Annotated in this window: 20 protein-coding genes; 9 read left to right on the top strand and 11 right to left on the bottom strand. The window is 43.9% G+C overall.

The genetic code is table 11. The annotated features are described in order from the left end of the window. Positions 1-192 precede the first annotated feature (192 nt). A complete protein-coding gene (pntB, locus tag IEY18_RS03130; protein WP_188917674.1) occupies positions 193-1,566 on the bottom strand; it encodes a Re/Si-specific NAD(P)(+) transhydrogenase subunit beta in 1,374 nt (457 codons plus the stop codon). Positions 1,567-1,576: 10 nt separating this feature from the next. After that, positions 1,577-3,109 carry a Re/Si-specific NAD(P)(+) transhydrogenase subunit alpha gene (pntA, locus tag IEY18_RS03125; RefSeq protein ID WP_188917672.1) on the bottom strand — a complete coding sequence of 511 codons (1,533 nt, stop codon included), beginning with the start codon at positions 3,107-3,109 and terminating at the stop codon, positions 1,577-1,579. A 1,026-nt stretch (positions 3,110-4,135) separates the two neighbouring features. Here pntA and IEY18_RS03120 point away from each other — a divergent pair. Next, positions 4,136-5,407, top strand: coding sequence for an outer membrane protein transport protein (locus IEY18_RS03120; protein WP_188917670.1), 1,272 nt, complete (start codon positions 4,136-4,138; stop codon positions 5,405-5,407). Positions 5,408-5,420: 13 nt separating this feature from the next. On the opposite strand, the gene IEY18_RS03115 is transcribed toward IEY18_RS03120, so the two are convergent. Continuing rightward, positions 5,421-6,377, bottom strand: coding sequence for a hypothetical protein (locus IEY18_RS03115; protein WP_188917668.1), 957 nt, complete (start codon positions 6,375-6,377; stop codon positions 5,421-5,423). Between the two features lie 268 nt (positions 6,378-6,645). On the opposite strand from IEY18_RS03115, the gene IEY18_RS03110 reads away from it, so the two are divergent. Both IEY18_RS03110 and IEY18_RS03105 read left to right on the top strand, forming a co-directional pair. After that, complete coding sequence (locus IEY18_RS03110; RefSeq protein ID WP_188917666.1) at positions 6,646-6,948, top strand: NrfJ; 303 nt, start codon at positions 6,646-6,648, stop codon at positions 6,946-6,948. Positions 6,949-7,460: 512 nt separating this feature from the next. Continuing rightward, positions 7,461-8,777, top strand: a complete 1,317-nt coding sequence (locus IEY18_RS03105; RefSeq protein WP_188917664.1) for an MATE family efflux transporter — start codon at positions 7,461-7,463, stop codon at positions 8,775-8,777. A 708-nt stretch (positions 8,778-9,485) separates the two neighbouring features. Here the strand turns inward: IEY18_RS03105 and yghU are convergent. From yghU to IEY18_RS03090, 3 genes are all read right to left on the bottom strand, one after another. Further along, entirely contained in the window at positions 9,486-10,349 is an 864-nt protein-coding gene (gene yghU, locus IEY18_RS03100; RefSeq protein ID WP_188917662.1) for a glutathione-dependent disulfide-bond oxidoreductase, read from the bottom strand. Positions 10,350-10,630: 281 nt separating this feature from the next. Continuing rightward, positions 10,631-12,547: a monovalent cation:proton antiporter-2 (CPA2) family protein gene (locus tag IEY18_RS03095; RefSeq protein WP_188917660.1), complete on the bottom strand. Its 1,917-nt coding sequence runs from the start codon at positions 12,545-12,547 to the stop codon at positions 10,631-10,633. Continuing rightward, a complete protein-coding gene (locus tag IEY18_RS03090) occupies positions 12,544-13,161 on the bottom strand; it encodes an NAD(P)H-dependent oxidoreductase (protein ID WP_188917658.1) in 618 nt (205 codons plus the stop codon). Before IEY18_RS03090 ends, IEY18_RS03095 begins: the two co-directional genes overlap by 4 nt. 211 nt (positions 13,162-13,372) lie before the next feature. On the opposite strand from IEY18_RS03090, the gene IEY18_RS03085 reads away from it, so the two are divergent. Then, positions 13,373-14,041: a haloacid dehalogenase type II gene (locus IEY18_RS03085; RefSeq protein WP_188917656.1), complete on the top strand. Its 669-nt coding sequence runs from the start codon at positions 13,373-13,375 to the stop codon at positions 14,039-14,041. A gap of 31 nt (positions 14,042-14,072) precedes the next feature. Here the strand turns inward: IEY18_RS03085 and IEY18_RS03080 are convergent, their stop codons facing one another. Next, a complete protein-coding gene (locus IEY18_RS03080; RefSeq protein WP_188917654.1) occupies positions 14,073-14,624 on the bottom strand; it encodes a carboxymuconolactone decarboxylase family protein in 552 nt (183 codons plus the stop codon). 147 nt (positions 14,625-14,771) lie between these two features. Between IEY18_RS03080 and IEY18_RS03075 the strand changes: the two genes are divergently transcribed. Further along, on the top strand, positions 14,772-15,353 hold the full coding sequence (locus tag IEY18_RS03075) for a TetR/AcrR family transcriptional regulator (RefSeq protein ID WP_188917652.1): 582 nt from the start codon (positions 14,772-14,774) through the stop codon (positions 15,351-15,353). 252 nt (positions 15,354-15,605) lie between these two features. Here the strand turns inward: IEY18_RS03075 and IEY18_RS17370 are convergent, their stop codons facing one another. Both IEY18_RS17370 and IEY18_RS17365 read right to left on the bottom strand, forming a co-directional pair. Continuing rightward, the gene (locus IEY18_RS17370) at positions 15,606-16,355 is read right to left on the bottom strand and encodes a putative bifunctional diguanylate cyclase/phosphodiesterase (protein ID WP_229779705.1); all 750 of its coding nucleotides are present in this window, start codon (positions 16,353-16,355) and stop codon (positions 15,606-15,608) included. A gap of 21 nt (positions 16,356-16,376) precedes the next feature. Continuing rightward, entirely contained in the window at positions 16,377-17,876 is a 1,500-nt protein-coding gene (locus IEY18_RS17365; protein WP_229779704.1) for a diguanylate cyclase domain-containing protein, read from the bottom strand. A 331-nt stretch (positions 17,877-18,207) separates the two neighbouring features. Here IEY18_RS17365 and IEY18_RS03060 point away from each other — a divergent pair, with 331 nt between their 5' ends. Further along, a complete protein-coding gene (locus IEY18_RS03060; protein WP_188917651.1) occupies positions 18,208-19,389 on the top strand; it encodes a cyclic di-GMP phosphodiesterase in 1,182 nt (393 codons plus the stop codon). Positions 19,390-19,456: 67 nt separating this feature from the next. Here the strand turns inward: IEY18_RS03060 and IEY18_RS03055 are convergent, their stop codons facing one another. After that, on the bottom strand, positions 19,457-20,437 hold the full coding sequence (locus tag IEY18_RS03055; protein WP_188917649.1) for a hypothetical protein: 981 nt from the start codon (positions 20,435-20,437) through the stop codon (positions 19,457-19,459). Between the two features lie 488 nt (positions 20,438-20,925). On the opposite strand from IEY18_RS03055, the gene IEY18_RS03050 reads away from it, so the two are divergent. Then, entirely contained in the window at positions 20,926-21,546 is a 621-nt protein-coding gene (locus tag IEY18_RS03050) for a putative quinol monooxygenase (protein ID WP_188917647.1), read from the top strand. A gap of 21 nt (positions 21,547-21,567) precedes the next feature. Beyond that, on the top strand, positions 21,568-21,882 hold the full coding sequence (locus tag IEY18_RS03045) for a DUF1330 domain-containing protein (RefSeq protein WP_188917645.1): 315 nt from the start codon (positions 21,568-21,570) through the stop codon (positions 21,880-21,882). A gap of 7 nt (positions 21,883-21,889) precedes the next feature. Here the strand turns inward: IEY18_RS03045 and IEY18_RS03040 are convergent, their stop codons facing one another. Then, positions 21,890-22,837, bottom strand: coding sequence for a LysR family transcriptional regulator (locus tag IEY18_RS03040; RefSeq protein WP_188917642.1), 948 nt, complete (start codon positions 22,835-22,837; stop codon positions 21,890-21,892). A 519-nt stretch (positions 22,838-23,356) separates the two neighbouring features. Between IEY18_RS03040 and IEY18_RS03035 the strand changes: the two genes are divergently transcribed. Next, positions 23,357-23,839, top strand: a complete 483-nt coding sequence (locus tag IEY18_RS03035; RefSeq protein WP_188917641.1) for a DUF2059 domain-containing protein — start codon at positions 23,357-23,359, stop codon at positions 23,837-23,839. Positions 23,840-23,875: the final 36 nt, after the last annotated feature.

Below are 23,875 nucleotides of genomic sequence, written 5' to 3'. Positions count from 1 at the left end.
TGTGTCGAAGTTGTTGATGGTAGTCGTTTTGATTGGTGCAATATAGGTGGCAAAAGTCAAATTACTGTTGCTACTCTACAACAATGGCTGGCGATGACACATAAAAAATCCCCCCAACTGAGAGAGTCGAGGGGATATTTATACCAGTTCAGTGTATTTGAGAATGAACCGTTTTTATGTGCGACGTTGCAATTATAGATGCTTAGATATTGCGTCTACACTGCCTTTTGCATCGCCAAATAGCATTTGCGTATTCTCTTTGAAGAAGAGCGGGTTCTGTACACCGGCATAACCCGTGTTCATTGAACGCTTAAATACAATTACATTTTGTGCATTCCAAACTTCAAGTACTGGCATGCCAGCGATTGGGCTGTTTGGATCTTCAAGCGCTGCTGGGTTGACCGTATCGTTTGCACCAATCACAAGCACGGTATCAGTCTCTGGGAAATCATCATTGATTTCATCCATTTCCAATACGATGTCATAAGGGACTTTGGCTTCAGCAAGTAACACGTTCATATGGCCAGGTAATCGCCCTGCTACTGGATGGATACCAAAGCGAACTTCTACTCCCATTTCTCGCAGCTTCGAAGTGATTTCATACACTGGGTATTGGGCTTGTGCCACTGCCATGCCGTAGCCTGGAGTAATAATGACTGAGCGAGAGTTTTTCAGCATTTCTGCAACTTCTTCCGCTGATGTCTCACGATGCTCACCATAGTCAGCATTTTCATCAATAACCACTTCTTGACCAAAACCGCCAGCAATCACCGAAATGAATGAACGGTTCATCGCTTTACACATGATGTAAGACAGAATGGCACCCGAAGAACCTACAAGCGCACCTGTAACAATCAAAAGGTCATTCGCGAGCATGAAACCAGCAGCAGCTGCAGCCCATCCTGAATAGGAGTTCAGCATGGATACAACAACGGGCATATCTGCGCCACCAATAGAGGCAACTAAGTGATAACCAAATGCAAAGGCAATGAGTGTCATCAAGAAGATAGCGAAGAAGCTGCCTTCAGCACCGACGAAGTAGAACATCAGTAATGTTGATACCACAATCGCAGCAAGGTTGAGCTTGTGTTTGTGCGGAATGTTTAACGGCGATGATGAAATCACACCACGCAGTTTACAAAACGCAACGATCGAGCCAGTGAAAGTCACCGCACCAATAAATACGCCAAGGAAAACTTCAACAAGGTGAATATTGAGCATTGCGTCAGTCATGACACCATGATCTAGGTAGCTGTTATAACCAACCAGAACCGCCGCTAGACCCACAAAGCTGTGAAGAATTGCCACGAGCTCGGGCATTTCTGTCATCTCAACTTTCTTGGCGTAGTGGATACCAATACTGCCACCAATAACCATGGCGACAATTACCCAACCTAGCCCTGAAGCGTCAGGACTAAAGATCGTTGCGATAAGCGCAATGGTCATACCGGCAATACCATAGTAGTTACCGTTACGCGCTGACTCTTGCTTAGAAAGTCCCGCGAGACTCATGATAAATAGAACCGCAGCAACAATATATGCGGCTTGTACTAATCCTGCAGACATTTGTTACTCCTTAGTCTTTACGGAACATTTCAAGCATACGTTTGGTGACGGTGAAGCCGCCAAATATGTTGATGCTTGCAATTAACACGGCGATGAAAGATAGCAAGGAAACAATAAAGCTGCCTTGTCCTATTTGTAATAATGCGCCGACGACGATAATGCCTGAAATGGCATTGGTCACAGACATCAATGGAGTATGAAGTGCGTGTGTTACATTCCACACGACGTAGTAACCCACAACACAGGCTAAAACAAAGACTGTAAAGTGTGCTAAAAACTCTGCGGGTGCAACGGTAGCCACCCAGCCAAATGCAAGGCCTGCAATGGCAAGTGCTGCGGCTTTCTTTTTCGGAGAGACAGGCTCTTCAACTTTCTCTTCAACGGGAGCTGCTGCCGGTTTGGCTTGCGGTTGAGCAGAAACTTGGATGGCCGGGGCAGGCCAGGTGATCTCACCTTCTTTAACCACGGTTAAACCACGGATAACGACATCTTCAAAGTCGATATCAATATTGCCGTCTTTCTCTTTACAAAGTAATTTCAGCAAGTTGACAAGGTTTGTACCATAGAGTTGAGACGATTGCGTAGGTAGACGACCCACCATATCGGTGTAACCGATAACTTTAACGCCGTTTTCTGTGGTGATGACTTGATCAGCCACAGAGTATTCACAGTTACCGCCATTGGCCGCTGCTAAATCGACAATCACGCTGCCAGGTTTCATGCTATCGACCATCGCCTTGGTAATTAGCTTCGGCGCTGGACGACCTGGGATCAACGCAGTCGTAATAATAATGTCGACATCTTTCGCTTGTTCAGCGTAAAGCTCTTCTGCTTTTTTGTTAAAGTCGTCAGACATCTCTTTTGCGTAGCCATCACCCGCACCAGAGTTTTCTTTGAAGTCGACTTCAAGGAACTCAGCGCCCATGGATTCAACTTGCTCTTTGACTTCAGGTCGCACATCAAATGCTCGAACAATCGCGCCTAGGCTGCCTGCCGCGCCAATTGCTGCAAGACCGGCAACACCTGCGCCAGCAACAAGTACTTTCGCTGGTGGTACTTTACCTGCTGCGGTAATTTGGCCCGTGAAAAAGCGACCAAACTCATGAGCAGATTCAACAACGGCACGATAACCTGCAATATTGGCCATGGAGCTAAGCGCATCTAATGCTTGTGCTCGAGAAATACGTGGCACAGAGTCCATTGCCATGACATTGATTTTTCGGCTGGACAGTTTTTCCATCAGCTCAGCATTCTGTGCTGGCCAAATAAAACTGACTAAACTGGCGCCTTCTTTAATGAGTGCGATTTCGTCGTCTGTTGGTGCATTTACTTTGAGAATTAAGTCCGCATTCCAAACTTCATCTGTGGTTGCAATTGATGCGCCTGCAGCTTCGAATGCTGCATCGTCGAAGCTGGCAAGCAAGCCAGCGCTGGATTCTATTGAGACGTCAAATCCCAGTTTCAATAGTTGCTCCACCGTTTTTGGTGTTGCAGCAACTCGAGTCTCACCTTCGAGTATCTCTTTAGGTACCCCAATTTGCATAGCTTTTCCCTATGAATGGCAAATGAATTAACTGGTTAACTTAGGCAGGTTATCTTAAAGGTTTTGAGTGGAATGATGAATACACAGAACTTCTAATACCTTGCATAATCGTATAAATAACCACATTTTTTAGGCGAACACAATTCACGAATTGCAGATGTTGAATTTTGTTCAGAGAAGTAAATGGAATAACAAATATCAAGGTGTCCTTATTTTTACCCGAAAATCTGGCGTGCGTTATCGCAAGGCATTGTTTTGAAAGGGTGTGATCTATATCAATATCTAGGTTTGATTTGAGTTGGCGATCAAGTCACTAAAGTTGACTAATTTTCAAATGTTCAATAATTACTTGATTATTTTGCTTGGTTATTCAGTTTTGTGCGCATATCGACGAGCCAATAGAAATGGGATTCACATTGTCATTTTTGGACTTTAGCATAAGCAAACCCTAATTATAAAGAGGTTTTCGGGATGTTCAGCATGGCAAACATTCAGGCTAGCCATGAGCGATTTTTTCTGATGCCACTTTGAATGGATGCAAATGTATAGGCGCTCTCAATTCTGAGGCCGTTTCGATTTTTAATACCTCTTTAGGGGGGCTTGGGTCGCGAAGATACTTACCCGTGGCATAGTGAAAACACACGATATTGTCGATGAAGAGGAGGAAGTGACAACATCAATTCATGGCGATGCTTCCCGTTTAAATTCCCTAGTGAAGAAGAGAAATGTTGGGGGCTATAGCCGAAAAACTGCAGAAAAACTATCTGCGGCATGTTGACTTTAAATCTCGTTGGAACAGGCTTTAGGCCTTCATATTGGACAGTACTGCCGACCCACGTTTAGTTAAAGCGCCAAATCGAACGAACATGTTCATCTTTACCGCAAAAACCAGATCTACGGGACATTATCTGCGTTGATATTTCAATGTCTTGTGTCAGTCTAACGGTTTATGGTGTTTTTACTCTATTTCTGGCGTGAGTGGTATTTAACCTAGCTTGGCCCGAAGAGATAAGTGCAGGTTCGCAGATGATTTTCCACAAGACGCTTTTCGCTGCAGTACTGCTCGTGCCACATGTTGCAGTGAGTGGTGGTTTTCAATTGAATTCCCAGTCGAATACCGGTCTGGGGCGTGCGTTTTCTGGTGATGCGGTCATTTCTGATAATGCATCGTCCATTGCAAGAAATGCGGCGACGATGATGCTGTTTGATAAACCATCTATGTCGCTAGGTATCGTGAGCTTAACATCTATGGTCGAACTGAAGGACGCCACCTATACACGGGCGCTGTATCAAAAAGGTTTACTGCTCGATACCAATTCAGCCTCCGCAAACTATGACGACGCAGGTGATGTCGCGTTTGTGCCCAATTTCTATTGGATCCAACCTGTGAACCAGCATTTTGCGTGGGGAGTCGCCGCATATTCCAATTTTGGAACCAAAACCGAATATGCTGAGGACTTTGTAGCGAGTGAATTTGGTGGACTAACTGATGTCAAAAGTTTCAATCTAGGTCTGTCGGTTGCATATCGAGTTGATGACCATTGGAGTGTGGGGGCTGGCTTAGATGTCGTCGCCGCTCAGGGAAAGATGCAGCGGCGCTTGCAGCCACAACAGTTGCCTTTGCTTGAGGTGGATGCAACCGGTGTGGGACTGGGGTTTAATCTTGGTTTAGTCTATGAACTGGATAGCGACAACCGCTTTGGTCTTTCTTATCGATATAGTCCAAAGCTTGAAACCAAAGGTGAGGTCGATTACGCCGGTTATTTAGGCGCAAATGGCGCAATTGACGATACCGTGGTGATTCCATTACCGGATATGGCGGAGTTCTCGGGTTTTCACCGCTTTCGATCTACTCCATTTGCAGCACACTATAGCGTGCAATGGATCGGCTGGGACGTATTCCAAGACTTAAATACGGATATTAGCGGTACACTTGGACATTACCATTGGCGGGATGGCTGGCACTACTCTGTGGGAGGCACCTATTTTGCTAGTGCTTATTGGACATTGCGTGCAGGTTATATGTTAGATAAGAGCGTGCAAGATGCACTGACATCTATTTCTGTGCCCGACTCCGATCGCCAGTTTTTTTCAGCGGGCGTGACCTATCATTTGGATAGTGACTCCAATATTGATTTTGGTTTTACTTATTTACTGGGGGCTGATGTGGAGGTCGTAGAGTCTAAGCCAATGTTACCGATTGATATGGCTTCGGGTACATATCTTGCGACACAAATAACAGGGGTTACCCATGCAAACGCAATGATGATGGGCTTGCAATATAGCCAATCATTTTAGGTTGGTTGTCGGGTTAATGGGGACGAATTTGTGTGTGGATGGGTACGTAAGCACCGTCTTGCATTAAGGCCTTAAACACGAGCCAACCGGGATCCTTTTGTTTGGGATGATCTGCTGCAACATATTCGCCGCAACTCGATGCATTGAGCTTGAATTCATGTTGGTAGGGCGCAATTAAGGTTTGTAGTTGTTTAGCACTGGTAGGGATGAGAGGCTCACTCTCGTGAAATATATCCCATTTGCCTCCTTCAATATTTTTGGCAAGCGACACTGTTAAGCCAATCATTTTGGCACTTTCCCGTGTGATGGAAATATTACTGCCGATCAATTTGACTGAGATCTGGCCGTAGGGTTCACAGAACTTTAGTGACACTTGATAGCGAATGCCGCCCGATATAGACCAACCCTCACCGCGATGTGCAGTTTGGATCGGAATCGATTTCCATTCAATATTCGATGTTTTTACCACATGTTTAAGCTTGCGTATCTCTCGGACAATCGAATCATGAACGCGGTCAATTTTAAACTCGAGCTGTTCTGCCTGCGCAAGAGCTTGTTTTACGGCTTTGTTAATTTTGTTTGCAGTCGTTGAGCGGCGATATTCATCTTCGATAAAGCAATACTCTTCCAAGCTTTCGAGCAGGTTCGTCGCTTGTGATAGTTGCTGTATGACCACTGCTTGTGACTTTGCTAGCTCATTAAACTTTTGTTCTTGTATTTGGAATGTAGCGAGTAATGCTTCAATTTCTGGGCCTGCATCTTGCCAAGTCTCGAGATAAGCGTTGGTAAGAATACCGTATGGAGGAGAGCTTTTTACTAAATCATTGTAATTTTGAAGGTTGATTTGCTGGGACGCTTCGCTTTGCGTAATCAGTGATTTACTTTTTTTGAAGTCGCTTCCAAGACAATAGTCAGCGTACGCGCTGTTGCACGTGAATAATGCAAAAATGAGTAGTCCAAACCGCTTCATAGTCGCCTGCCGAAAAGTACTTTTAAGGCCCATTAGAAAGCTATCATTTCTCTGAGCAAAACACACCTTTTTAAATCTAGTGATAAATCATATACGAATTATCCCTGTAATTTCTTGATTTAGATATCAATATCGTTACGTCAATTTTTAAAAATAGGCCTTAGATCAAGCGAATTACAATCAAGTGTGAATTTTAAGGTTATTCTAAGGAGTGGCAGTTATGGTGATGACATTATAGAGCTGAGTCGTAGAGCTAAAGGAATTGAACATGAAGAAAACATTACTAAAAGTCGTTGCAAGTGCTGTACTTGCCTTAGGTGTTTCAAGCGCTTGGGCACAAGGAATTGTACATGAAGGTGTTGTACTAGAAACTATGAACAGTGGTGGATATACCTATGTTCAGTTCCGTGAAGGTGAAGTAAACCGCTGGGCTGCTGGTCCTTATGCTGAAGTGAAAAAGGGCGACACCGTCATCGTGGTAGAGGAAATGACCATGGAAAACTTTACCAGCAGCAGCCTAGACCGAACTTTCGATGAAATTTTATTCGCGGGTAAGATCCAGAAAAAGTAGGCCAAAAGCCTAAGCTATTGGGTTATTGATTCGGCTTCTCCACCGTATGAATGACAGACTTAACCAGTAGCGACAATGCGATAAGACATCTCATCTCCCACGTCATCACTTATCGCAAATCAAAAAAACAGCCCTAGAGGCTGTTTTTTTGTGGATGACGATATTGAACGGATGCAGATCTTTCATTGCCACGGGAAGCTGTAGATTCGAGTCTTTAGTCCATGCAACAGCCTTTTGCTCAATGTTGTATGACGCTGCATAGAAGAGTGTGGAAAAGCTTGAATATAGATTGTTGGTGGAGGGCACTCGGCGAGAAAAGTTGTATGTAGAGAATCATTGCCATTTGACGACAAAGCGTTCAACACTGCTTCCCCTCCAAATGCAGACGTCTGCTTTTGAATTTGTTAGGGTAAGCCTCACGTTACGCGGTTCGATTTGTTTTGATACACGACATTTGAAATGAAGCGCTGACCTGTACCCACCTTACCGGACGTAGACGACTGAAAAACTTGATGAACGAATCCACCAAATCCCTCGCGAAGCAGCTCTATAAAATGACCATACCTATGATCATTGGTGTTTTTGCCATTATGAGCTACCAATTGGTCGATAGTGCTTTTATTGGCCAGCTTGGGGTTAAGCCTCTGGCTGTCGTTGGTTTTACCATTCCAGTTTATCAACTCATTATTGGTATCCAAGTAGGGATTGGGATTGCAACCACGGCAGTGATTTCTAGATCATTAGGAGCCAATAACCAGCAGCAAGCGAGGCAACTGGGCACATTAGTCATCAGTATTGGCTTTCTCTTGTTGCTGTTGTTGTGTGTATTGATTTGGTTGAATCAATCTCGCCTGCTAGGGATTCTAGGTGCCGAAGCCGACATTTATCCGATTGCCCAAGCTTATTGGCTGCCTTGGTTGGTCAGTACTTGGTTAGGCGCGATGTTATATTTCGGCTACAGCATTTATCGAGCCCATGGGCATACTAAACTGCCGGGTTTGGTGATGGTGGTGACGAGTGTCCTTAATATGTTGCTGGATCCCTTGTTTATATTTGTATTCGATATGGGGATTGCGGGCGCGGCTTGGGCGACGATTTGTGCATTTTGTGTTGGTTGTCTGATTATTTATCCGCGGATCCTCAGCAAGCAATGGATGAGTTTGCAACTGAAGCTCAAAGAGAATTTAGATGGGTTAAGACAGCTGATCTCAATCATGATCCCTGCCATGATGAGCCAATTTATCCCGCCAATTTCAGCGATGGCGGCAACAGCAATTGTCGCCGCGTTTGGTGAAAGTGTTATTGCGGCTTGGGGGCTGGGAACGCGAATTGAGTTTTTCTCTATTATTATTGTGCTTGCTTTGACAATGGGCATGCCGCCTATGGTGGGACGCATGCGAGGCGCACAAGAGTTTGAAAAAATTCATCAACTCGTCAAGTTAGCCCTCGGGTTTGTCATGGGTTGGCAGTTGCTGATTGCGGTTATCGGTTTAACTGTTTCTGGGATGATTGGCCGATTGCTGACAAGTGATTTGGTTGTCGCGGAAATATTACAAGACTATTTATGGCGGGTACCGTTCAGTTTTGGGGCCTTAGGTTGTTGTATGATTTTGGTATCGGTATGCAACGCTATGGGTTTATCCATGCGGGCATTGATGATATCGGCGCTTCGTTTACTCTGTTTTTATTTACCTTGTTTGTGGGTTGGTGCTCAAATGAATGGGCTCAATGGCTTATTTATCGGAGCGATGCTCGGTAATTTGGGGGCAGGGATTATGAGTTGGTTCATGTATAAACAAGCGCTAAACCAACTTCGTCGCTCAAGGTAATTTGCTGGCTTTACCCTGAGCCGAATACAGTCACCACGGATATTGAATCGATTTACTGGCGTGCCTTGGCGTAAAACCTTCTCCTTATTTGTGTAATTAAAGTACCAAAAAAGCTCGTTCAAAAGAATTTTTGAAATAATTCTTGTAATAAAATTACATTTAGTTATAATTCTTCTCGTTGGTTAAGCAGGGTGCTTAACCACTCTAGTCAATCCAGGATGGATTATTTTTCTCCAAGGAATCGAGTGACAAGTTGTCTCCACGGATATGAGAATCTCTAGTTCCAGGGAACCGAGCCAAGCTTTACTAGAGTCTTTTAAATTACAACTTTGTTAGGAGTCTATGACTATGTCTTATACGGGAAAAAATACAATTTACTGGCAGAATGTTTGGTTTGAAGCTGAAGTCCTTCGCGGTGGTTTGTACGCGATGTCAGTCAAGCGTTAACCGCGCGCTAGCCGAGAGCTAGCAACAACCCCTTGATGATTCATCCATCATCGACAACCTCTTTTTGTGTACCACCGTTTGGTACATCTCCGACTTTGAGTGATCACTTTGATGACTCTACAGCTAACTAGTTGGTTGCTCGTTAGTTTGTTCAAATAGTCTTTGCCCGCTCTTATTGAGCGGGCTTTTTTTTGCCTGAAATCAGGATGGTCTGTTATCGCATCGATCAAGGCTTAATCATGCGAGCATGGGAACAAGGCGTTAATCTTTTGGTTCTAAATTCAGTGCGTCAGTAATGTCTTTGGCATGATGGCGATTAGGAAGCATTTCCCAAGGCTCCCCCCAGGTACGATTAACGATTCGACCGCGTTGTACCGCTGGTCTTGCAAGAACGGTTTTTGCCCAACGAACAACATTGGGATAACTAGATACATCCAGAAATTCTGCGGCATCGTAAATTGTGCCGAGAACCAGACTTCCGTACCAAGGCCAAATAGCAATATCGGCAATTGTATAATCGTCCCCGGCAATAAATTCATTTCGACTTAGCTGCTTATCGAGAACATCTAATTGTCGCTTCACTTCCATAGTAAATCGATTGATCGGGTACTCAAACTTCTCTGGCGCATAACTATAGAAATGCCCAAAGCCACCGCCTAGATATGGGGCTGAACCATGTAACCAAAATAGCCAGTTATACACTTGTGCGGTTGCATTGATATCGGTTGGTAAAAATCTGCCAAATTTTTCGGCGAGATAAAGGAGAATAGAGCCTGACTCAAAGACTGAAATGGGATTAGCGTGACTGTGGTCGACTAAGGCTGGGATCTTTGAGTTTGGATTGATACTGACAAAATCAGTCCCAAACTGGTCTCCTTCAGCAATGGATATTAAGTGTGCATCATACTCTGCACTGCCTTCTCCGAGAGCCAACAGTTCTTCAAGCATGATAGTGACTTTTTGGCCATTGGGTGTTCCCATGGAATATAGTTGCAGCGGGTGTTTTCCAATTGGCAATGATTTTTCATGGGTTGCGCCGGAAACGGGGCGGTTGATGCTGGCCCATTTGCCACCGTTTTCATCATCATGAGTCCAGACCTTGGGTGGGACATATTCTTGAGTCATAGGTAATCCTTGCTGTATTTGCCATAAATTGGGTTAAAACCAATGCTTGAACGAGTGTTCACTTTTATGATGCTAACGACAATATGAACAGAGTTCAAGTCTTATTTGAACGAGTGTTCAGGCGCGTTGTGTTGTCGGATCTTCGCTCACCATGTTTATACTGGGCATCAGGTTTTATGAAATTTACGTTACCAGTAACGCTCATCATCTCCCAGAATGAAAGCAGGCAAGTTCCTTGTACAAATCAGGCGACTCACCCACATTGAATCGCCAATCGTGTGTTATTCCGCAAGACTATCAGTGTATCCTTTCGGCGGAGGAGTCCAGCCTCGTTCACTACGAGAGTGTTTGTCGTTACGATCGACAGTCATCTCTTCGGCCATGCGTTCTTCAAGGCGTTTAAATAATTTCCGGTAATTATTGTCATAGCGGGCTTCGGTCGCATCACTTTGCCATGCTTGATAGAGCTTGTCTGACTTCATCTCTTCAACGCGGCGGTAGGTTGCCTTTTGTTGCTCGACGTAGAAAGGGTGCAATCCAATGGCTTTCATCGCATGGCCACCCACTTCTAATGAGGAATGGTAAGTTTCAGACTCAATAAAGTCGGCGCCAGCCTGACGTAATCGATAGCTATGTCCACGGTCAAATGCTCGAGCGATTACTTTTACTTTTGGGTAGCTCTGCTTAACATAATGTACGACTTCGACACTCGCCTCTGGGTTATCCATCGCAATCACAATCGCTTCTGCATCGGCGATGCCTGCGGTATGGAGCAGTTCGGGTCGGGTTGCATCGCCAAAGAAAGCTTTGCCTCCAAATTGACGCACAATATCGACTTGATCTGCTTGATGATCAAGAACCACTGTTTTTATTTCGTTTGAGACGAGTAGTCGGTTGACGATCTGGCCGAAGCGACCAATTCCAACAATGATAACCGTTCCTTGCTCATCAATTTGGTCTGCTTTTCTGTCATTCGAGCTCTTCTCGTAGCGTGGCAATATGATTTTATCAAATAAGATAAATAACCCAGGTGTTAAAAACATGGAGAGCGCCACAACTAAAGACAGAGTTTGTGCTAAATCTGGAGGGAGAACATGATGTTGAACGGAGAAGCTTAAGAGCACAAAACCAAACTCTCCCGCTTGTGCGAGGCTTAAGGCAAATAACCAGCGATCGCTGCCCTGAATACGAAATACAATCGCAAGGACGAATAACACAACAGCTTTAAGAACAATGATGCCAAACGTAAGTGCCAGCACTATGGTCAATTGATTGGACAGTATCGAGAAATCAATCCCCGCGCCAACGGTGATAAAAAATAAGCCTAATAGTAGGCCCTTAAATGGGTCAATGTTAGATTCAAGTTCGTGGCGAAACTCACTATTTGCGAGTACAACCCCAGCTAAAAAGGTCCCCAATGCAGGAGATAAACCCACGAGACTCATCAGCGCTGCAATGCCGATGACGAGCATTAATGCTGTGGCAGTAAAAATTTCCCGCAGTCCTGAACTCGCGACAAAGCGAAACAGAGGGCGACTTAAATAGTGACCAGCAATAACCACTGCCGCTATCGAGCAAATGATGACAACACCATAAGCCCAGCCATGCAAACCTGTGACTAAACTGAGTTCATCATGATGCTCTGCTGCCGTAGCAACCGCGGATTGGGCTTTTTCAATTAACTCCGGTAAGGCGAGCAAAGGGATAAAGGCCAGCATTGGAATTACGGCAATATCTTGAAAAAGCAGCACCGAAAATGCGCTTTTACCGCCATCAGTGCGATTTAAGCCCTTTTCATTTAAGGTTTGCAACACAATTGCCGTGGAGGAAAGCGCTAAAATCAAAGCGATTGATAGGGCAATAGTCCACTCCTGTTGTAAATATAGAGCTATCGCCATGACTGCAGCTATCGTGAGTGAGACTTGTAAACCTCCTAAGCCAATTAATCGATGACGCATCGACCAAAGTGTCTTTGGCTCTAGCTCCAAGCCGACTAAAAACAGCATCATTACGACGCCGAACTCGGCAAAGTGCTGAATGGTTGTCGTCTCTTCGCCAACGAGTCCGGTTATCGGCCCAATAATGACACCGGCAATGAGATAGCCCAATACTGAGCCCAAGCCGAGTTTTTTGGCAATGGGTACGGCTACAACTGCGGCTACGAGATAGATAAAGGCCTGTAAAAAAATTCCCGTCATGACGCTGGCTCCGTGATCAGTTCCTCAAGAAAAGGCGCAATTTTCCCAACTTCATTTGCTTTGGCGACATCAAAGCGTTCTTCAATTAATGCTTGCAACAAAGCCGTCCACTGCTGGGTGTGGTGTTGAACTCGGCCTTCTTCCTTCGCGGTACGGGCTCCAAACAAGGCAAACGGAGCGACATAACGCATACCTGTCAAAGATGCCATCTGCTCCAGAGGGTAAAGAATTTCGCGAATTTTGAAATGATTAAAGCCTTCTGCACGGTAGGCTTCAGCTTTGCCACCGGCGGTAATGGCACAGAAAAACACTTTATTTTTCAATGCGCCGCCTCGGCTACCGTAAGCAAAATTGTATTCTAAAACTAAGTCTTGCCATTCCTTTAAGATCGCGGGAGTGGAATACCAGTATAAAGGGAACTGAAAGATGATGACGTCATGGGACATCAATCGTTGTTGTTCTCGGTCAATATTAATATTAAAGGTTGGATATTCAGCATATAAATCAACCACAGTGACATGTGGCATTTGACTTGCGGCTTCATAAAGCGGTTGATTCGCTTCAGAGCGATGTTGGGAAGGGTGCGCATAAAGAACGAGAACTTTTTGGGTCATACAATGTTCCTACTCAGTAAATATTGCTGACAGAAGAATAATATACCTGAGTGTTCTGCCTCTGAATAGGTATGCAAATGTTGAAAACATTGACGGAGTATGGACGCGCTTATCTAGCCGTGGCGTTATTGCTTTAGTCATCACAAACGCTTATTGAGTGACAGTTCACGCTGTGCTTCAATGAAAAATCAATAAGTGAAGGGAGAGACTTATGAAACCAACATTGGCGTTTGATGTTTACGGCACCTTAATCGACACCCAAGGTGTTCTGGATACATTGCTGCAAATGATGGGCGAGGATGCCTTTGCTTTTTCAGCTGCGTGGCGTGATAAGCAATTGGAATACTCGTTTCGGCGTGGCTTAATGGATCAATATCAAGACTTTTCAGTTTGCACTCGAGATGCTCTTGAGTTTACTTGCCAATCTCAGCAAAAACACTTGAGTCGCATTCAAAAGCTAGCACTGCTTGAAGCCTATAAAACTTTGCCTGCTTTTGATGATGCTCCCCCGGCTTTAGCTGCGCTACAGCAATCAGGCTATCCACTTTTTGCCTTTTCTAATGGATCGCGAGCAGCAGTTGACCAGCTGCTATCTGCCGCTGGAATTATTGATAGCTTTCAAGCCATTGTTAGCTGTGAAGATGTAAAAAGTTTTAAACCAAACCCCAAGGTTTATCAGCATTTCTTGCAGACTGCACAAGTGGATGCGCAGCAAGCTTGGCTCATTTCAAGTAATCCTTTTGATGTAATCGGTGCTGTTGCGGTGAACATGAAAGCTGCATGGGTGCAACGATCCCAATCCCAAGTGTTTGACCCTTGGGATGTGTCACCGACTATGACTCTGGAATCATTGCACCAATTGACTCATATCGAAAGCTAGCTATTCTCGAGTTGTAGCGCAGCGATTATTTCTATTTCTTTTCCCAAGCGAATGGCTGGAAGGCTGAGTCTAAAGGGGTATGCGCAAGGTGATTGACATAGTTACTGATCACTTTTTGTGATAAGCCTAAAACAATTTCTAGCAGCTGGCGCTGGGCGTAGCCGACCGAATAAAACCGCTCGAGCGAGACGCTGGATAGCTCACCGCGTTCCTGAACCAGCTCAAGCGTTGTATCTCGTAGGACTTGCAGTTTTTCAGTTGGCATTGCGTCGCCATTACGGAGTGCTTCAGTTAGCTCAGGGTCGACTTTCATCGAGTGAGCTATCGCCGTATGGGCCGGTACACAATACGTGCAATTGTGTGCGGCGTTAATTGTTTGCCAAACTACGGTCATCTCCTCGTGATCAAGGGATGACTCAGTAAATAGCTGGTGTAATTGGCTATATGCCGCGAAGGTTTGCGGTGACTCGGATAAGACACCTAACAAGTTTGGGATCATGCCGTTATTGTTCTTGGCTTGTTGTAGCATCGCCTTACTTTCAGCTGGTGCAGTCTCTACGGTGTGAATGTTGAATTTGCTCATCAAGTCTCTCCTGACTTCAAAGGTTTAAATTGCAGTGTTCATTTACTGGTATGGATTAGATATTGGGTTGTCGAATTGAATATAGTTGAAATTGAACGGTCGTTCAATATAAAATTGAACACATGTTCAATAAATGGTGAAGCGTCCATGGCAAAAACAGCTAAGTTTGATAGAGAGGAAGTGGTCAACAAAGCCATGAATCTTTATTGGCAAAAAGGTTTTCATGCGACTTCTATGCGCAATTTACAGGACGTGATCGACATGCGGCCCGGTAGTATTTATGCCAGCTTTGGTAGCAAAGAAGGCTTATTTAAAGAAGCGTTACAAAACTATGCCCGCCTTTCGATTGTTCAAATTCGAGCATGCGCGGCCGCCGCTTCACCGTTGCACGCGTTAAAGCAATTGCTGCGACAAATGATTGTAGACAGTTGCCATCAAGCCCCGAGTGATATGTGTATGCTCGCTAAAACTGTGGCTGAGTTGACTGAAGATAATGCAGAGTTACTCAAAGAAGCGCGTTTATTGTTAGCAGAGATTGAGCTTGTTTTTGCTGAAGTATTTTTGAAAGCGAAAGCATGTGGAGAATTATCAGAGCACGTTGATGCGCAGGCTCTTGCAAGCTATATACAAGTGCAAATTATGGGGCTGAGAACCTATGCGAGAACCACTGGGAACATCGAAAGGGTGGAAGTTCTGATTGATAACTTATTTAAGCAAGGCTTTCATTAGTCTTTATCTTGGATGCCGTGAAAGTGCAGCAGGGTTAACTGGTGCTGCCGCTTGAAACACTGCGCTTGTTTTCTGCTGCAAAATCTTTCGATTTTTCAAAAGGCAGATGGATGATTGTTCTGCTTGATATTGTGAAATGCTATTCTGCAGCCCTCTCGTTTAGGGTTCGTGTCAGGACTACAAAACCAACAAATCATGCGTTTGCATGCGTTGCGCTTAGATGAAAAAACCTTTGTGTTATGTGCTGGCTGGTTAACGAAGGTATATCGCTAATTCAGAGATCGGCATGGGTTTACCAAACAAGTAACCTTGGAAGTAATGGCAGCCTTTATTTTGTAGATATTGGAACTGTTCATTAGTTTCAACACCTTCAGCGATGACTTCTAGCCCCAAGCTATTTGCCATGGAGATTATGGTATGAACAATAGATTGATCACTCATATCGCTCATTAAATCGCGAATAAATGATTGATCAATTTTGAGTTGATATAGCGGCAATTTTTTCAGATATTGAAGGGAAGAGTACCCAGTACCGAAGTCGTCAAGTGAGAACTGGATCCCCAATGCGCCGAGTTTCTCCATCTGTATAATTGTTCTGTCCACATTATCAAGTAACAATGATTCCGTCAGTTCAAGTTTGAGCTGCTTAGTATTGATCGCATGTTGCTGAATAATTTGGGTAACTTGGGATGCAAATTCAGATTGGGAAAACTGCATTGAACTGACATTGACCGAGATGGTTAGGTGTTCAGTGCTTGTGCATTTTTGCCACTGCTTTAGTTGTTTACATGCTGTCTCTAAAACCCAAAGACCTATCGGAATGATCAGTCCTGTTTCTTCTGCCGTTGAAATAAATGCGGCCGGTGAAATAAGTCCTCTTTCTGGATGATTCCATCGAATTAAACCCTCTGCGCCAATGGGACGGCCGTGATGACCATACTGAGGCTGAAAGTACAGTTCAAATTGCTGTCTATCGACAGCAGCTCGCAAGAGCGATTCCATTTCTGCGCGTTCAGTAAACTCTTACTGCATTTTTGGATCAAAGAATTTGAGTGTGTTGCGGCCAGCCAGTTTGGCTTGATACATCGCAATATCTGCTTGTTTCATTAACTCAGTCGTGTCAGTTTGATGATCCTTAAATAAAACCACGCCGATGCTAATACTGCTGTTGTAATGAATGTCTTTTAAGCGATAGGGTTTGGCGAGTACCTGAAGGATCTTATTGGAGATGGTTTCAGTTTGAGTCGCCGCTGTGAGAGCATGCTCACTTAACCCTTCTAAGACAATTACAAATTCGTCACCGCCAATACGTGCGAGCGTGTCCCCTTCGCGGATGTTTTTGCCAAGGCGCTTGGCAATTTTTTTCAGCAACATATCGCCGTAATCGTGACCATGGGTGTCATTGAGTGTTTTAAAATGGTCGATATCTAGAAAGAGTAGCGCGTTCGAGCTTGTGCTTCGTGCGCTGGAACTCAGTACTTGTTTGAGTCTATCTAGAAGTAATCTGCGATTCGGCAACAGGGTCAGTGGATCGTAAAATGCGAGCATTTCAATTTTTTGCTCGGTTTCCTTGTGCTCAGTGATATCTTGAATAAAACCAGAAATTTTTTCTGGTGTGCCATCATTGCTCTTGATGACTTTGCCTCGACATTCAATCCAGCGTTTTTGCCCATCATTTGGGCGTGTGATTAAGTACTCCACGTGATGTTCATGCCCATGTTCAAAACTGTTTTGCATCGAGTTCATAAAACGGTCCTGATGCTCTTGCGACATTAAGCCACAGAGAGTTTCAGGCCCTGATGATGCATCGGTCGATAAGCCGAATAATTCGTACATTTGAACAGACCAATTGGCTTGAGTGCCTTGGTAAGGTAAATCCCAGTGGCCAATTCGAGCATAATTCATGGCCTCGTGTAATCGCTCTTCACTTTCATGAAGTTTGATTTGCATTTGTCTGCTGATATAGGTTTCACGGATTAATTCCAATGTATTCAGCGACAGTCCTTGATAGATCGATAAAATGGCGTCAATCACAAATGCATTTGAGAGGTGCATCTCTTGGTTTGCTGCGATTTTTGCTTCATCAATGGATAGCCCTTGATTCAAATAGTTCACGATGTATGCGAGATGTTTATCACTCTCCACCACATGCAAAATAGTCCAACGACTTAAGAAGCCAAAAATCTCTTGAACAGTTTCAAACGTTACGGGCTGTTTAAGATTGCTTTTAATTTGCGAGAGCTTCAGCGCAAATTCCGCGTGGTGCTTTTTATGTAAATTGCTTAATGGGTCATTGGGAAGGTGTTTTTCCCAGATTTGCTCTTCGGAATGAAAATGGAACAGTGTGAAATCGGTGAGTTGAGTCAGAATATCTTTGATTTCGCTATATTCAGCGCCCAGCGCAATTCTCTGAGCAAGTCGGTTGAGGATCTCCACCATATGCTTATGCTGCAGATCGACTTCTTCAAGCCCAGTGTTAAACGAATCGCTCCAAGAAAATATATCGATTTTTATCTCTGACATAACACCTCTACTAAATTTTCTCGGCAGTTGACATATGCTGCGATCAAAAACTAACCAACCTCTACTACATAATAGAAACAATAACCCTAAATTGGTATTCCAGTTTTGCATCAATGTCGCTTGAATTTTGTACTTTTAGAGGTCGATGACAAACTGAACAACATGATTGCTGCAATTTGAGTATAGAGAGTTAAAATTTTAATCATGAATCGACAGGTTTGTATCGCTAAACGCTACGATTTTACTAATCTTTAATAAGCCAGTTCTTTTGTTGTTGAAGGTTGGAAAATTGGCTGCTTATTGAATCGTCATTGCAAGGAGTTTTGGCAATATGCCCCAGCAAGAAAAGTGTGCAAATAAGGATTTGCTTCAGGTTAGTTTAAACCAACTCCAAGTGGGGATGTTTGTGGCCGCGATAGAAAAAAACGGCAAAATTAACCTATCGACACCGGGGCGCGTTCAGTCTGCATCAGCAATTGCTCAGCTTGAAAGTAAGGGCATACAACAGGTGTGGGTGGATGTTGGGCGTTCAAGTGAGTCCTGTCATTTTGAATTGCCTGAGCAGCCTCCTCAAAAAAAAGTTACTGAACAAACACGAGCGCAACGGATTAATAAAGCAAGTTTGATGCTACAGGAAGCCAAAGCGCTGACCCGTAAAGTGATGGATGACATCTATGGTGGTAAGGCGATCGATGCCTCGGAGATAGAAGATCTCGTTGAGCGAATGATTGAGATGGTTTTACAAGATGCCGATGCTTTTAAATATGTTTCAGCGTTGCGAACCAAGGGCGCGTACTTGTTTGAACACTCGGTGAATGTTGCCTTTCTATTGGTGGCTTTTGGTAAATATTTAGGGTTAAAGAAGTCGATATTGGCACAGCTCGCCATTGGCGGCATTATTCATGATGTGGGCAAAGCTGAAGTTGATGACTTGATATTGAACAAACCGGGTAAGTTAACCACGGAAGAATTTGAGCACATGAAGTTGCACCAAACATTTGCCGAAGAGATCATGCAAGAAGCAAAAGGATTTTCTAAAATCTCCAAAGATGTTTGCTTAATGCATCACGAAAAGCTCAATGGTCAAGGCTATCCTCGCGGGCTGAGTCATGATGACATTCCTGTGCATGGTCGTATGGGTTGTATTGCTGACATTTATGACGCACTGACGGCGACGCGCTGTTACAAAGAGGCCATGAGCCCCTCAGAAGCTTTCGAAATTCTTCAAGGTCTAGCACCACATCACCTCGATGCCAAACTTGTGCGTAAGTTTATTCGCTGTGTTAGTGCTTATCCCATTGGCTCGTTGGTAGAGTTGAGTGATGGCAGAATGGGGATCGTTTGGGAAACCAATGGCCGTGAGGCGCGGCAGCCCATCGTGAAATGTTTTTACTCATTAAAGCATCACCGATATGTCGAAGTAAGTATGATTGATTTGAAGAAGTCAGAGTTAAATATCAAACGCGGGGTTTCTCCTTATACCATTGATATTGACCCTACACCCTTCTTCTAAAATCACTCATTGCCAGATTTACTCAATTTGCGTAGGCATGCGTTACCCACGCAAAGAGAAGAAATATTTAACTCGGATTAAATAAGAAATTGGCGCTGCCTTCTAAATAAAATGACCAACCATATCCAGGGAAAGCCTGTTGCATTGCTGCAATGAATTCGGATTTGTTTTTAGATGCTTTTAAAATTCGCTTGAAGGCATGATAGTAAGCGAGCTTGATGGACACATCACCTCGTGTTTCAGCTTGTGCATGGGAGCTAAAAACAAACTCATAATCATTTTGCTGAAATCGTTCTAGTTGCTGGATTGCAGCATCCAAAAACGCCATTGAAAAGATCAGAGCATGCTTATCATGACCTAACATATGTGAGTGCACGGCATTGATTTCAGGTATTGCCATATCAAAGGCAAAATCAGCGTGAGTCATAAAGAATTGAATCCCAGCAATTTGTACTGAGCCCTCATCAAGCATCATTGTGGGTTGATAGACGGTCTCGTCAAACGCTTGCCCAAATCGTTGTTTTAGCCCGACCAATGAAGAAGCACCGAGCCCATGTTTATAATTGTCGACGGCATGTTGCATTGAATAAATATTTTTAAACTTAAGATGAGGTGTTTCGATAAATTGCGCCCCAATTGGGTGGTAAGACACAACCAAGTCAATCTGTTGGTGTCCAAGTGAGAGGATATAGTTTGTTAGCTCTTGGTAATTACTCTTCAGTGGCGGTGTTTCAAGGAGGACAGCTTGGCCAAGCTTTTCTAGAATAAAAACAAATGTATTGAAGGGATCTTTTGTTTCATAAGCGTGGAGTTTGATGCTGCCAAAATCATAAAGATGAACAGCACCAAGTTCGAGCTGTTTGACTCGGTGGGCAATTGAAAACTGACTCATACCAAACTCACGCACCACAGGTTTTGCGTCCTGCTGATGGGTCACCTGCGTAGTTACATGCTCAATCGTGTTGTCCGCTTGCGCGTTGTTGATATTAATCGCCATAATCGCGAGGCAACATATCCTGATAAAAACTCCTCTTTTCAAGTCTTTCAATTGTTTCTCCTTTTAAAAATTTGGGGTGAAGTCAGCAAATCACTGAATAAAAGAACTCATTTCTTCAACGTTACTCTTGGCGAATTCTTACGCACTATAGAAATCAGTTAAGGTTTGTATTTGCTTAATCTCACGATATATGAAGGCGTTGGATTATATGGAGTAACGGGATTTGGTCAATAACGTAGTAACGCACGAGAAATTCGTTTGAAATTTAACCGTGACAAAAGAAAAATATGGACTCTGTGGATAGGTATATCACTTGTCTTCTTTTCGACCTTGTATTCAAAGGGTTAACGAGCAACTAGTCGCCTCCTCTAAAGCAAGAAATATCCTTTAAAACTCTATATTGTTGTCTTTATCGACCTTAATGTTTGGTTGGAACTCTCCTGTATTCACGTCAATAAAGTCCGGACACTAGCATCCGTTCATAGGACACAAATATTTGTGATCTGATTTAGGAAATTGATAGGAAAGAGGATTGGCTAATGTTGACGCGAATTGTCAAATTTAAGGTGAAAGCAGACCAAGTTGATGTGTTTCAATCGGTCATGCTGGCACATCGAGAGCTGGCAATCAAAGAGGCGGGGTGCCAAGAGTATCGTCTGTTTGTGGATAATGAACAGCCATCGATATTTTTCATTTACCAACGCTGGCTAGATAAGCCCGCCGAAGCACTCCATGCACAGCAGGATTATACGTTAAGCGTTTCGGAAACCGTAAAAGCGAGTGTTGAAGAGAAGCCTGAGGTTTTTGATTTACAAGATACGTTTCCACAGCCTGTGGCCATGAAGCCAGCACTTCGTTCTGACCAACCTTTTGTAATTTTCTTTATCTTTAAAATTGAACAAGCCCATCGAGCTGCATTATTGGAGCAATTTGAACAGCATATTGTCCAGACTCGAGAGGAGGCTGGATGTCGCCTATTTGATCTTTATACAGTTGATGGTGATGAAAGCACGTTGGCAGTATATGAGCACTGGCGTAATGAGTCCGCAGTTTGGGATATTCACTTCAGCCAACCTTATTCAAAAGTGACGGGCGCGTTGATGGAGTCAGCGGTAATCGGCGATATGAAACAGTACATGAATTTCGTCACTGAACTGTAAAGCGAGAGGATTAATAGTGCTATGAGTTGCTTTTTTATCGTGAGTTATGACATCGAGTCTCCAGCACAATATGCTGACTATAATCCGGGTTCCAATCATGTCACGTTGGCCTCGGTTGCTCAGTACGGAGGTGAAATCCTAGTGGCAACCCAATTGGCACTGCATCTTTCAGGTGCAGCAAAAGATATGACTGTGATTATTCAATTCCCAAATCGCGAAGCTGCAGTCGCATGGCATGAAGGGCCTGAATACGCGCAAGCTAAATCGTTGCGGTTGCAATCGACGCACAATATTACTGCACTGGTTGTTGATGGTTTAAGTGAGCGTGTCAGTTAGCTGCACGCTATTTGTAGAGTTTGTGATAATTGGGAATGTATTGCTCCCAAAATGCGGGCTCGCCAATATAGTCTTGGACGGCTTGAATAAAGGTATTGGCAAGCAAGGTCTGTTTACGGTGTGGATACAGGGTATAAATGCCCGTATCCATAGTGGAAAGGTGATGGTTCGTAAGCAGTGGCTTTAAGCCAAGCTGGTCAATGGGTTGCTCCAAATTCGATAAATCGATTAATGAAAAGCCAAGCCCGTCTGCGACTGCTGCAATGAGAGTTCTCACGTCGCTAACTTTGAGATTCCCTTTCATTTTATAGTCTTTTAAGGCCTGTCCCTTGGGCTGCTCACTCATTCTCACCAAATCTAAACTGACATCGTCATTGCTGTATACCACGGCAGGAAGATCAAATAACTCCTCAGGAGTTTGCGGGCTGCCATGGCGTGCGATAAAGGCTTTAGAAGCGACTAATGCAAAATTGGTTTTAGCAATTTTTCGTGCAATGAGGCTAGAGTCCTTCAGCTTTCCAACGCGAAAAGCAAGATCAAAATGATCGCTAATAATATCGGTCTTATGATCATCTAGGGAGAGTGTAATTTTTACATCAGGAAAGCGCTGTATAAATTGGGTGATGACAGGCTGTAGATATTGCTGGCCAAAAAAGCTCGCAGAGGTGATTTTCAAGGTGCCTTTGGGCTCTGACTGATGAGCATCTGCAATGCTTTGAACTTGTGCTAATGTGTCGCTCAGCATTTTGGCCTGGCGTAAAATATCTTCCCCAGCGGGCGTCAGTGAAAATGAGCGTGTAGAGCGGTTGAGCAACTGTACGCCAAGCTCAGTTTCGAGCTTCTTAATCTGCTTTGATAAAAAGGAATTATCCATTTCATGGAGTGCTGCCGCTTTATTAAACGAGCCTTGTTGTACAACATCGACGAATAAAAGCAGTTGTTTCGTTAAAGGCACTGGCGCTCCACTGGCTGGTTCACGGTGGCGTTTGCCCAAGTCAATGCAGCAAATACATTCGGTGCCTAGTATAAGCCAAGCTCTTAAAGAAACTCTATGCCTATCTTGTGGTTGAGGGGCGTCTTTCATTCATGTCTGAAACTAGACGCTTAAGATTGCAAGCAAAGGGCTAACACGAGAAACACTTTGGGTGTGCCCAAAAGCAGAAAGCTGCTGACGAACATGTCTCTGCCCCTAAATGAGTTTCATTGGGTAAGCATCTTAGGTAGTAACCCTGTCAGTTGGCTCAACTTTGCTAATCCATTATTGTCACAGGTTTCCTGCTTTCAACAAGATCTCTGCGCAAATGCTCATTTTTCGTTTAAGAATGCTCGTTCTTTTTGCGCAAGGCTGATAGAGTGCTTATTAATCAATGGCTTTGCGAAGCCTAGATTTAGATAAAAGGTTTACTAAATGCGCATGCGCGTTTTTTCAAATATTCGCGCATGCGCAGTATACAAATGTTATACGAGTTTAATTATGTTCCGAGTAGCGATCACTATTTTTATCTGGCTTTTTTCAGTCTCTGTGCTTTCTGCTGAAGACGGAGCTTACAAAGATACTATGCGAGACTTTCTTGAAGCAACTGGGTCAATTGAAAGCACCAAATCCGTTGTAGAGAACTCACTAATGTTGCAAGCCCAGAACTTACGAAATTCACAACAAGATCCTGAGTTAGTAGATGTTGTATTTGATGAAATACGAAAACACTATCTGGAAAACTATCTTACAGAGCAGTATCTTCTAAATCTGTACGAGCCCTCTTTCCGCAAGCATTTTTCATTGGTAGAGCTACAAGAATTAGTTGCTTTTTACCGCTCACCAATCGGGCAGAAGCTAGCAAGCCTTCAACCAGCAATTGCAATTGAAGCTATGAACAATCTTCAGGCTAATTTGCGTGCTGGTGAGGCACAGCTTCAGTCAAAAATTAGGAGCCGTCTTGCAAAGGAGGGGCTTCAATGACCACTTGTATAACAAGGCGCACAAGCAAGCTGCGCT

Origin of the sequence: Shewanella gelidii, assembly GCF_014647855.1 — a bacterium.
Taxonomy (GTDB): Bacteria; Pseudomonadota; Gammaproteobacteria; order Enterobacterales; family Shewanellaceae; genus Shewanella; species Shewanella gelidii.
The sequence above is the reverse complement of the archived record's forward strand: the minus strand, read 5'-3'. Positions and strand labels throughout refer to the sequence as shown.

Coding starts and splice junctions, on each gene's coding strand:
- pntB (WP_188917674.1), bottom strand. CDS start 1,566: ATGTCTGCAGGATTAGTACAAGCCGCATATATTGTTGCTGCGGTTCTA.
- pntA (WP_188917672.1), bottom strand. CDS start 3,109: ATGCAAATTGGGGTACCTAAAGAGATACTCGAAGGTGAGACTCGAGTT.
- IEY18_RS03120 (WP_188917670.1), top strand. CDS start 4,136: ATGATTTTCCACAAGACGCTTTTCGCTGCAGTACTGCTCGTGCCACAT.
- IEY18_RS03115 (WP_188917668.1), bottom strand. CDS start 6,377: ATGAAGCGGTTTGGACTACTCATTTTTGCATTATTCACGTGCAACAGC.
- IEY18_RS03110 (WP_188917666.1), top strand. CDS start 6,646: ATGAAGAAAACATTACTAAAAGTCGTTGCAAGTGCTGTACTTGCCTTA.
- IEY18_RS03105 (WP_188917664.1), top strand. CDS start 7,461: ATGAACGAATCCACCAAATCCCTCGCGAAGCAGCTCTATAAAATGACC.
- yghU (WP_188917662.1), bottom strand. CDS start 10,349: ATGACTCAAGAATATGTCCCACCCAAGGTCTGGACTCATGATGATGAA.
- IEY18_RS03095 (WP_188917660.1), bottom strand. CDS start 12,547: ATGACGGGAATTTTTTTACAGGCCTTTATCTATCTCGTAGCCGCAGTT.
- IEY18_RS03090 (WP_188917658.1), bottom strand. CDS start 13,161: ATGACCCAAAAAGTTCTCGTTCTTTATGCGCACCCTTCCCAACATCGC.
- IEY18_RS03085 (WP_188917656.1), top strand. CDS start 13,373: ATGAAACCAACATTGGCGTTTGATGTTTACGGCACCTTAATCGACACC.
- IEY18_RS03080 (WP_188917654.1), bottom strand. CDS start 14,624: ATGAGCAAATTCAACATTCACACCGTAGAGACTGCACCAGCTGAAAGT.
- IEY18_RS03075 (WP_188917652.1), top strand. CDS start 14,772: ATGGCAAAAACAGCTAAGTTTGATAGAGAGGAAGTGGTCAACAAAGCC.
- IEY18_RS17370 (WP_229779705.1), bottom strand. CDS start 16,355: ATGGAATCGCTCTTGCGAGCTGCTGTCGATAGACAGCAATTTGAACTG.
- IEY18_RS17365 (WP_229779704.1), bottom strand. CDS start 17,876: ATGTCAGAGATAAAAATCGATATATTTTCTTGGAGCGATTCGTTTAAC.
- IEY18_RS03060 (WP_188917651.1), top strand. CDS start 18,208: ATGCCCCAGCAAGAAAAGTGTGCAAATAAGGATTTGCTTCAGGTTAGT.
- IEY18_RS03050 (WP_188917647.1), top strand. CDS start 20,926: ATGTTGACGCGAATTGTCAAATTTAAGGTGAAAGCAGACCAAGTTGAT.
- IEY18_RS03045 (WP_188917645.1), top strand. CDS start 21,568: ATGAGTTGCTTTTTTATCGTGAGTTATGACATCGAGTCTCCAGCACAA.
- IEY18_RS03035 (WP_188917641.1), top strand. CDS start 23,357: ATGTTCCGAGTAGCGATCACTATTTTTATCTGGCTTTTTTCAGTCTCT.